The organism is Rhizobium etli CFN 42, from assembly GCF_000092045.1.
GTDB lineage: Bacteria > Pseudomonadota > Alphaproteobacteria > Rhizobiales > Rhizobiaceae > Rhizobium > Rhizobium etli.
The window spans coordinates 175,237-184,338 of record NC_007763.1; the positions used below are offsets into that span (position 1 = coordinate 175,237).

The 9,102-nt window shown below is 60.7% G+C and carries 9 protein-coding genes; 5 read left to right on the top strand and 4 right to left on the bottom strand.

The annotated features are described in order from the left end of the window. The 4 genes from RHE_RS22805 to RHE_RS22820 form a co-directional block, all read right to left on the bottom strand. On the bottom strand, nt 1-654 hold the full coding sequence (locus tag RHE_RS22805) for a methionine ABC transporter permease (protein WP_042119688.1): 654 nt from the start codon (nt 652-654) through the stop codon (nt 1-3). Then, on the bottom strand, nt 635-1,720 hold the full coding sequence (locus RHE_RS22810; protein WP_011427621.1) for a methionine ABC transporter ATP-binding protein: 1,086 nt from the start codon (nt 1,718-1,720) through the stop codon (nt 635-637). Before RHE_RS22810 ends, RHE_RS22805 begins: the two co-directional genes overlap by 20 nt. Before the next feature lie 88 nt (nt 1,721-1,808). After that, nucleotides 1,809-2,648 (bottom strand): MetQ/NlpA family lipoprotein, encoded by an 840-nt coding sequence (locus RHE_RS22815; protein ID WP_011427622.1) that lies wholly within the window; start codon nt 2,646-2,648, stop codon nt 1,809-1,811. Between the two features lie 306 nt (nt 2,649-2,954). Next, the gene (locus RHE_RS22820) at nt 2,955-4,157 is read right to left on the bottom strand and encodes an MFS transporter (RefSeq protein ID WP_011427623.1); all 1,203 of its coding nucleotides are present in this window, start codon (nt 4,155-4,157) and stop codon (nt 2,955-2,957) included. On the opposite strand from RHE_RS22820, the gene RHE_RS22825 reads away from it, so the two are divergent. The 5 genes from RHE_RS22825 (at nt 4,105) to repC (ending at nt 9,102) form a co-directional block, all read left to right on the top strand. Then, the gene (locus RHE_RS22825; RefSeq protein ID WP_041678942.1) at nt 4,105-4,473 is read left to right on the top strand and encodes a hypothetical protein; all 369 of its coding nucleotides are present in this window, start codon (nt 4,105-4,107) and stop codon (nt 4,471-4,473) included. The two genes, RHE_RS22820 and RHE_RS22825, sit on opposite strands and share 53 nt — an antisense overlap. Before the next feature lie 26 nt (nt 4,474-4,499). Beyond that, nucleotides 4,500-4,952 carry a helix-turn-helix domain-containing protein gene (locus RHE_RS22830; RefSeq protein ID WP_042119690.1) on the top strand — a complete coding sequence of 151 codons (453 nt, stop codon included), beginning with the start codon at nt 4,500-4,502 and terminating at the stop codon, nt 4,950-4,952. A gap of 401 nt (nt 4,953-5,353) precedes the next feature. Continuing rightward, nucleotides 5,354-6,568: a plasmid partitioning protein RepA gene (repA, locus tag RHE_RS22835; protein ID WP_011427625.1), complete on the top strand. Its 1,215-nt coding sequence runs from the start codon at nt 5,354-5,356 to the stop codon at nt 6,566-6,568. 42 nt (nt 6,569-6,610) lie between these two features. Next, on the top strand, nt 6,611-7,660 hold the full coding sequence (gene repB / locus RHE_RS22840; RefSeq protein WP_011427626.1) for a plasmid partitioning protein RepB: 1,050 nt from the start codon (nt 6,611-6,613) through the stop codon (nt 7,658-7,660). 149 nt (nt 7,661-7,809) lie between these two features. Then, entirely contained in the window at nt 7,810-9,102 is a 1,293-nt protein-coding gene (gene repC, locus RHE_RS22845; RefSeq protein WP_011427627.1) for a plasmid replication protein RepC, read from the top strand.

Genomic DNA, 9,102 nt, shown 5'->3' on the forward strand with positions numbered 1-9,102 from the left:
CTATCTGTGGTCGAGCTTGGCGACCAGTCGGTCACCGAGCCACTGTATGCCGCAGACGAGGATGACGAGGACGGCGACCACGGCGATCATGACATTGGTTTCGAAGCGCTGATAGCCATAGCGGATGGCAAGGTCGCCGAGGCCGCCGGCGCCGATCGCGCCGGCCATGGCCGAGGCGCCGATCAGCGTCACCAGCGTGACGGTGAAGCCGGCGACGATGCCCGGCAGTGCTTCAGGCACCAGCACCTCGCGGATGATGGTCCAGCGATTGCCGCCCATGGCGCGTACGGCATCGATCAGCCCGCGGTCCACCTCGCGCAACGACACCTCGGCGATACGCGCATAATAAGGTGTTGCGGCAATGGCGAGCGGCACAATGGCCGCCCCGGTGCCGAGCGCGGTGCCGACGATCAGCCGCGTCAGCGGGATCAGCGCCACCAGCAGGATGATGAATGGCACCGAGCGGAAGCCGTTGATGACGGCGCCGAGCGTGCGGTTGATCCAGAGATTTTCGGCGATGCCCCCGCGCGCCGTGACGACGAGGGCAAGCCCGAGCGGCAGGCCGGCGACGAGCGAAATCACTCCCGAGGCGACGGTCATCAGGACCGTCTCCCAAAGCGAGCGAAGAAGCAGTTCAAGCATGACCGGTGTCATAACCAAGCACCTCCACCCGGGCGGACCGGGCCGTCAGGAATTGTTCGACCTTTCCGGCGAGCGCGGGCTCGTGCGCGGGAACGGCGATGAAGAACCGCGCCACCGGCTGGTTCTGGATATGGTCGATACCGCCATGGACAAGGCGGAAAGAATGCGGCAGCGCCGCCGAGAGTTCGGCAAACAGCGCGCCCTGTGCTTCGGGTCCGGCAAGATCGACACTGAGGATCACTTCGCTGCCCGTCGTCGCCGACAGTCGGCTGAGTATATGATCTGGAAGTTGCGGGCGGATGCCGCCAAGCAAGCTCCTGGTGATGTCAGTCTGCGGATTGGCGAAGACCGACCAGACCTGGCCCTCCTCGACGATCCGCCCGGCATCGATGACCGCGACGCGATCGGCAATGCCGCGCACCACTTCCATCTCGTGCGTGATCAGCAGAATGGTCAGCCCGAGCTTACGGTTGATATCCCTGAGCAGCGCCAGGATCGATCGTGTCGTCTCGGGGTCGAGGGCCGATGTCGCCTCGTCTGATAGAAGTAAGGCCGGGCGCGCCGCCAGCGCCCGGGCGATGCCGACGCGTTGTTTCTGGCCGCCGGAGAGTGATGCGGGGTAGGCCTGGGCCTTGTCGGCGAGACCGACGACCTCGAGCAGTTCATGGGCGCGCTGCAGGCGCTCGGCCTTGGCAATACCCTCGATCTTCAGCGGCAGGGCGACATTGTCCTCGACCGTCTTGGCGGAAAGCAGGTTGAAGTGCTGAAAGATCATGCCGATGCGGCCGCGCAGCGGCTGCAGTTCCTGCTCTTGAAGCCCGGTAATATCGCGGCCCTCGATGCGGATCTCGCCGCTGTCGGCGCGCTCCAGTCCGTTCAGGCAGCGGATCAGCGTCGACTTGCCGGCGCCGCTGCGGCCGATGATGCCGAGGATCTCGCCCCTATTCACGTTCAGCGAAATACCATCAAGTGCCGGCGTGGCCCCGAACCGACGCTTCACGTCGATAAGCCTGACTACCTCTTCGGCCGCCGCCTGCGGCCGCGGCTCGATCGCCGCCCTGGTAACAACAGAGTTCATGTACTTTTCCCTGCAAATACTGAAGGCGGCCCCGGCAGGAACGCCCGGGCCGCCTTTCGGCAGGCCTTAACCGCGGCCCAGTTTCGGATCAATAGGCGCTGAGACCCGTCCCCTTGTATACCTTGTCAAACTCGGCCTTGACGGTGTCGTTCTGGTAAGAAGACACCAGCGTCTTGACCCAGTCCGCATCCTTGTTCTCTTCCTTGACGGCGATGAAATTGCGGTACGGGTTGTCGGCGATCGGCTCCTGGGCAATACGCTCGGCCGGAGAAAGACCGCTCTTCAGCGCCCAGTCGGTGTTGACGACGCCGGCGTCGAGATCGTCGATCGAACGGCCGACGATGCCGGCATCGAGCTCCTTGATCTCGATCTTCTTCGGATTGTCGCTGACGTCGGCAACGGTCGCAAGAATGCCGGTGCCGTCCTTCAGCTTGATCAGGCCTTCATTCTGGAGAACCCGCAGCGCCCGACCTTCGTTGGAGGGATCGTTCGGCACGCCGATGACGGCGCCCTCGGGGATCTCGGCGACGGCCTTGTGCTTCTTGCTGTAGAGGCCGATCGGCCAGACGCCGGTGTAGCCGACAGGGACGATGTGATAGCCGTGCTGCTGGACCTGGTTGTCGAGATAAGGCTGGTGCTGGAAGGCATTGGCGTCGATTTCGCCGCGCTCCAGCGCCTCGTTCGGCTGCGTGTAATCGTTGAAGATGACGGTCTCGATCGTGAGGCCCTTCTTGGCCGCCTCGCTGGTCACCACCCGCCATACATCCTCATCCTCGCCGGACATGATGCCGACCTTGATCGACTTGTCCTCGGCAAAGGAAGGTGCCGGTGCGGCAAAGGTAAAAAGTGCAGCCGCGGAAACAGCGACGGCCGCAAGAGCCGCGCGGCGCGAAAGGTGGAAGCCGTGAAGATTTTTGTTCTTGGTCATTTTATGTCCCGTCTGACTGATGAGGCAGCACGCCCCGAGCAGGCCAATCATGGCAAATGGCTGGATCACGAGCGAAGCAAGAATGTCTGATGTAGGGGAAAGGCCGGGAAAACTCTTGCCCCGCCATCAATGCCGGCAGGATAAATTTCCATGAAATTTATGGACTAATTGCGGCTTTGGAGCATGCTCTAGAAAGAAACGTCGCCTGCGGCCGCCGTTTCCTATGACGGCGGCTTAAGACCGACGGAATTCGCCGACCGTTGCGAAAGCGGATCGGACAAGTCACCGCAATCATCACGGATAGGCTCAGGCCGGCTTCTGTTTCGGAATGCGTGGCAGGAAGACCGTCAGCAGGCCGAGCAGCGGCAGGTAGGAGCAGATGCGGTAGACGAAGGCGATGCCGTGAGTGTCGGCAAAATCGCCGAGCAGCGCAGCACCCAGCCCCCCTGCCCCGAATGCAAAGCCGAAGAAGACGCCGGCAATCAGCCCGACGCGGCCGGGCACCAGTTCCTGCGCGAAGACGACGATCGCTGAAAAGGCCGACGCGAAGACCAGGCCGATGACGATGCTGAGCACGCCTGTCCAGAAAAGATCGGCATAGGGCAGCAGCAACGCGAAGGGGATGACGCCGAGAATCGAAAACCAGATGACGAAACGGGCACCGAAACGATCGCCGATCGGTCCGCCGAGGAAAGTGCCGACGGCGACCGAGCCGAGGAACAGAAACAGCATCAATTGCGCCTGCTGCACGCTGAGTTCGAACCTGTCGATGACATAAAAGGTGAAGTAGCTCGACACGCTCGCCATGTAGACATTCTTCGTCGCCGTCAGCAGCACGAGGATCAGCAGCGCCCAGACGACCCGGTTCTGCGGCAGCGGCAGAGTCCGGCTGACGGCCGGTTTGCTGGCGTTTTGACGCCTGTGGCTCATATACCAGCTGCCCACCCAGCTCAGCACGATCATGCCGATCATGGCGATGGCAGCAAACCAGGAGACGCTGTGTTGCCCGAGCGGAAGCACGATGAAGGCAGCGAGCAGCGGACCGATCGCCTGGCCGGCATTGCCGCCGACCTGGAAAAAGGACTGCGCGAAACCGTGGCGACCGCCGGAGGCAAGACGGGCAACACGCGAGGATTCCGGATGGAAGACCGCCGAGCCGAAGCCGATCAGGCTTGCCGCGACCAGCAGCAGCGCGAAACTGCCGGCATTGCCGAGCAGAATGAGACCGCAAAAGGTACTCGCCATGCCGACTGGCAGCGAATAGGGCATCGGCCAGCGATCGGTGACGATGCCGACTGCCGGCTGCAGCAGCGACGCCGTGACCTGGAACGTCATGGTCAGCAGGCCGATCTGGACAAAATCGAGATCGTAGTTTGCCTTGAACAGTGGATAGAGCGAGGCGAGCAGCGACTGCATGATGTCGTTCAGCATGTGGCAGAAACTGACGGCCATCAGAATGGACATCGTTGTCTTCTCGAAACGGGGTGCACGCTCGGCAACGGTTGCCATCAATATCCTCCTGAACAAGCACGATCAGTGCGGCGTCGCTTTCGATGGATTTTGGGCGATCGGGGCCGACAAGACCATCGAGCGACGGTCGCAGAGGAATATTTACCGCAGGCCGGGCAACGATCACCAGCCCGGTTTGGCCTGGATCGGTACGGCTTTTGTCTTATTTGCCCATTGCTCGATCGGCTCTTGCGTCGCCATCTATCGGATGGGGGTTTTCATATCACAGTCAGCCGCGATCATCGCATGTATGCTATACTATATGAAAACAACCGTGGAAAACTGTTTGCGGGAGGACTACAGCTGCGCCGATTGAAATCCGATCGAGGCTGAAAGCACGCGATGAATGTCAAGACACCGAATGCCATAGACAGCTACGTCGGCGCGCGCATCAGAACACGCCGGCAGCTGCTTGGAATGAGCCAGGAGCGGCTTGCCGAGCAGATCGGCGTGACTTTTCAGCAGGTTCAGAAATACGAGAAGGGCATCAACCGCATTGGTGCGAGCCGTCTGCAGCGAATCGCCGAAGTGCTTCACACCTCTCCGAGCTTCTTCTTCGAGCAGAACGAGTCGCAGCCATTGAGCCTGCAAGGTTTGGCTCTGCCCGACGGTGCCGACCCCGTCGCTGAATTTCTGCGGACGAAGGAAGGATTGGTGCTTAACCGGGCCTTTCTGAAGATTGCCGATCCCGATATTCGTGAAACGATCATCGCATTGGTAAAAGCGATGGCGCAGGCGGAAAGCGGTCCGGCTTTGCCTTCGATAGCGAATATCACCCGTCCGCCTCTGGAGTAGCTGGCCAGGCGGCAATTCCCCTGTGAACTCAGGCTCGAATGATCTGGCAAGTTACGGCTGATCGACCAGACCCGGCACCTTACCGCCGCGCCCCGCTCCATCCACGCCAGCGAACCGATGCCTTGCATCTGCGGGCTTGCAGCAAGGCGCTTTGCACGCCCGACATTGCGATTCGGATTATACTGCTGCTGTTCCCGGCCGGTCTCGTCCGATTCGGCCTGTGAATGTGCGATTGCTGGACCCGCCAGCGGCACGCCCGGCCGGCGCAAGCGCTTGAAATAGACTGGACAACCTTTTGATAGGATCTTGTTAACCCTATTTGCCTTGCCACCCCTCCAGAATCGGCGCTAAATGCGGTTTCAAAGCGCGTAGAGCTTTTAAATCGCATTTTCGAGATTTCCATGAATATGGCACCGCAAATAGAAAAAGCAATTTCCGATGTCGACCAGCTGATCATCGGTCAGGCACAGGAACTATCCGACAAGCTGAAGCAGCATCGCCTCGAAATGTTTCCTCCGCGCGCGCTAAAGGGTCTGCGGGAATTTCAGCTTGCTGAAGTGGCGCGGTTTCTCGGCGTGACCAGCGGCTATCTTCGAAATCTTTCGCTCGAGGGCAAGGGTGCCCTCCCCCAGGTTACGCCGTCTGGCCGCCGATCGTATACGGCGGAGCAGATGGAGGAGATGCGTGGCTTTCTCGAGCATAATGCGCGCGCCGGAACACATTATGTGCGTCATCGCCGCGGCCACGAACATCTGCAGGTCGTTGCTGTCGTCAACTTCAAGGGGGGCAGCGGCAAGACGACGAGTGCCGCGCATCTTGCCCAGCATCTCGCCCTGACCGGTCACCGCGTCCTGGCCGTCGATCTCGATCCGCAAGCGTCTCTTTCTGCCATACACGGCTTTCAGCCGGAGTTCGACGTCAACGAAAACGAGACACTCTACGCCGCCATTCGCTATGACGATCAGCGGCGTCCGCTGCGGGACATTATCCGGCCGACCAACTTCCCGAACCTTCATCTCGTGCCGGGCAATCTCGAACTGATGGAATTCGAGCACGATACGCCGCGGGTCCTCGCTCAGGGCAAAGCGAGCGATTATGGGCGCGTCTTCTTTGCCCGGCTGGATGAGGCGCTGGCCTCGGTCGCGGATGATTACGACGTCGTCATCATCGATTGCCCTCCCCAGCTTGGCTTTTTGACCATGAGCGCCATTTGCGGTGCGACGGCGGTTCTGATCACCGTTCATCCGCAGATGCTCGATGTCATGTCGATGTGCCAGTTCCTGCAAATGCTTGGCGAAGTGCTGAACACGCTGAAGGGAGCCGGCGGCAATATGAACCTCGACTGGCTGCGTTACCTCGTGACCCGCTACGATCCGCAGGACGGGCCGCAGACGCAGATGGTCGCCTTCATGCGCTCGATGTTCAAGAGCCATGTGCTCACCAACCCGATGCTGCGCAGCGTCGCGATCTCCGATGCGGCGATGACTAACCAGACGCTGTACGAAGTCGAGCGAAGTCAGTTTACCCGCGCGACCTATGACCGCGCCATGGAGGCGATGGAGTCAGTCAACACGGAAATCGTCGATCTCATCCATAAGGCATGGGGCCGGAAATGAGCGGGAAGTTTACTGCGGTAAACCGGGGCAAGGAGCTGGTTGATGGCGCGTAAAAATCTTCTGTCGGGCCTGATGGACGATTCCAAGAAGTTTACTGCGGTAAACAATGAGGATGAGCCGGCCCCTCGCGACGAGAGGCAGCATATCACCTATAAGGGGATTGGCGCGCTCGGTGCGGTCACCCGCAGCATCGATGCCTTGGCCGCCAAGGCCGATGCCGCCAAGGCGATCGAAGAGCAGCTGGCGAGCGGCGAGACGGTGATCGATCTCGACCCGGCGCTGATCGAAGATTCCTTCGTGACCGACCGGCTGGCGCATACTGACGAACAGTTCCGGGAATTAGTCGAGGCGATCCGCCTGCGCGGCCAGGATTCACCGATCCTTGTGCGCCCGCATCCCGAGAGGGAGGGGCGATATCAGATCGCTTTTGGTCATCGTCGTGCGCGGGCGGCAAAGGAGCTCGGCCGACCTGTCCGGGCGGTGGTCAAGAGACTCGACGACCGCGACCATGTCATTGCGCAGGGCCAGGAGAATTCGGCACGCGCCGATCTCTCCTTCATCGAGAGGACGATGTTTGCCGACAAGCTCGACACGTTGGGTTTCGACCGGGAAACGATCATGTCGGCACTCAGCGCAGACAAGACGACGGTGTCCAAGATGCTGTCGGTCACGAAGCGGATTCCGGCCGAAGTCCTGGCCGCGATCGGCGTAGCCAAGACGACTGGCCGCGATCGCTGGCATGATCTTTCGGCGAAATTCGAGACGGAAAACATCGCAGCCCGGGCGATTGAGTTCACCAGATCGGTGGAGTTCGAGACGGCCGAGCCGGACGCCCGCTTCGACATGCTTGTCGCCTTCATCAGCAGGAACCAACAGGCGTCGCCCGCCGCCGCAGTTCAGCCCGTGGCGCACGCCTGGCAGCGCCGGGACGGAGCCGTCAAAGCGAAGATCAAGGATGATGGAAAACAGTTCACCATCGCGCTGAAGGCGGAGAAGGCATCTGCCTTTGGCGCCTACATCGCCAGCAATCTGGATCGTCTCTACGAGGCGTTCGAGAAGACACAGGATTTGACGAAGAACGGAGATCAATAAGCAAAAGAAAAGGCCCCCGAACGTTGCCGTCGCGGAAGCCCTCTCTGATCTAGACACCCAGAGAATCACATTTCCGCGAATCATAGTCAAGAGTCTTTGGCACCGAATTTGGTGAGGCGTGATCTTTTGCCTTGAAGAAGGCGAAGAAAATGGAAAGCGGAAGTGTGACGACGCCCTTCGGGCGGCGGCCGATGACGTTTGGCATGTTGGCAAGTCAGGCCGCTGCCCGAAAAATCGAGCCCGGCCGATCGATTGATAAATGGAAACTCTATCGCGCCCTGTGCGAGGCCAGGCCGCTGCTCGGCATTACAGACCGGGCGCTTTCCATCCTGAACGCCTTGCTGAGCTTTTATCCCAAGGGAGAGCTCTCCGAGGAGAACGGCTTGGTCGTATTTCCTTCGAATACGCAGCTCTCTCTGCGCGCGCATGGAATGGCGGAGCAGACGATCCGTCGCCACCTGGCGGCGCTGATCGAGGCCGGATTGCTGATCCGCAAGGACAGCCCGAACGGCAAGCGTTACGCTCGCAAGGAGCAGGGCGGGGAGATCCGTGAGGCATTCGGCTTCTCGCTGGCGCCGCTGCTTGCGCGCGCGGACGAGATCGAGCGGCTGGCGGCCGAGATGGCAGCCGAACGATTGCAGCTGCAGCGGCTCAAAGAGCGCCTGACGCTTTGCAGGCGCGACATCGCCAAGCTCATCGAGATGGCCGTGGAAGAGGGCGCCTCTGGTGATTGGAGCGGGGTCCACCTGCATTTTCGAGGCATCGTCGAACGGCTGCCGCGCTCGCCATCCTTCGAGAAGATTGCCGCCGCACTCGACGAACTGGAACTGTTGCGCGAAGAAATCACCAATCAGTTGGAAATGCAGGTTAAAGCTCCAAATCAAAGCGGCAATGCCCAACATTCTGAGCGGCACATACAGAATTCAAACCCACACTACACTACTGAACTTGAACCACGCTTCGAAACGAAGCAGGGCGCAACGGTGGACGACCAATCGGAAGGTTGGGCCGAGCCGAGGGCCAGAATAGCGACACAGGAGGGGAAGGGCAGGCCCATGCCAGCTGCAAACTCAGCCTCGGTTGCCGGCGGCGGGCTCAAATCCTTCCCGCTGGGCCTGGTGCTGCAGGCCTGCCCAGAGATCGCCGCCTATGGACCGCAGGGCTCGGTGGGCACATGGCGCGATCTGATGGCGGCGGCTGTCGTCGTGCGCTCAATGCTCGGAGTGAGCCCCTCGGCCTATGAACAGGCCTGCGAGGTCATGGGGCCTGAAAATGCGGCTACCGTCATAGCGTGCGTGCTTGAAAGGGCAGGGCACATCAATTCCGCCGGTGGTTACCTCCGTGACCTGACCCGCCGCGCCGAGAGAGGCGAATTTGCCATCGGACCGATGTTGATGGCGCTTGTCCGCACCAATTCGCCAATCAGAGGCAAGACCGGATGA

What these genes read in the sequence shown, in the direction of transcription:
- RHE_RS22805 (WP_042119688.1), bottom strand. Translation starts at nt 654, where the DNA reads ATGACACCGGTCATGCTTGAACTGCTTCTTCGCTCGCTTTGGGAGACG.
- RHE_RS22810 (WP_011427621.1), bottom strand. Translation starts at nt 1,720, where the DNA reads ATGAACTCTGTTGTTACCAGGGCGGCGATCGAGCCGCGGCCGCAGGCG.
- RHE_RS22815 (WP_011427622.1), bottom strand. Translation starts at nt 2,648, where the DNA reads ATGACCAAGAACAAAAATCTTCACGGCTTCCACCTTTCGCGCCGCGCG.
- RHE_RS22825 (WP_041678942.1), top strand. Translation starts at nt 4,105, where the DNA reads ATGGACATCGTTGTCTTCTCGAAACGGGGTGCACGCTCGGCAACGGTT.
- RHE_RS22820 (WP_011427623.1), bottom strand. Translation starts at nt 4,157, where the DNA reads ATGGCAACCGTTGCCGAGCGTGCACCCCGTTTCGAGAAGACAACGATG.
- RHE_RS22830 (WP_042119690.1), top strand. Translation starts at nt 4,500, where the DNA reads ATGAATGTCAAGACACCGAATGCCATAGACAGCTACGTCGGCGCGCGC.
- repA (WP_011427625.1), top strand. Translation starts at nt 5,354, where the DNA reads ATGAATATGGCACCGCAAATAGAAAAAGCAATTTCCGATGTCGACCAG.
- repB (WP_011427626.1), top strand. Translation starts at nt 6,611, where the DNA reads ATGGCGCGTAAAAATCTTCTGTCGGGCCTGATGGACGATTCCAAGAAG.
- repC (WP_011427627.1), top strand. Translation starts at nt 7,810, where the DNA reads ATGGAAAGCGGAAGTGTGACGACGCCCTTCGGGCGGCGGCCGATGACG.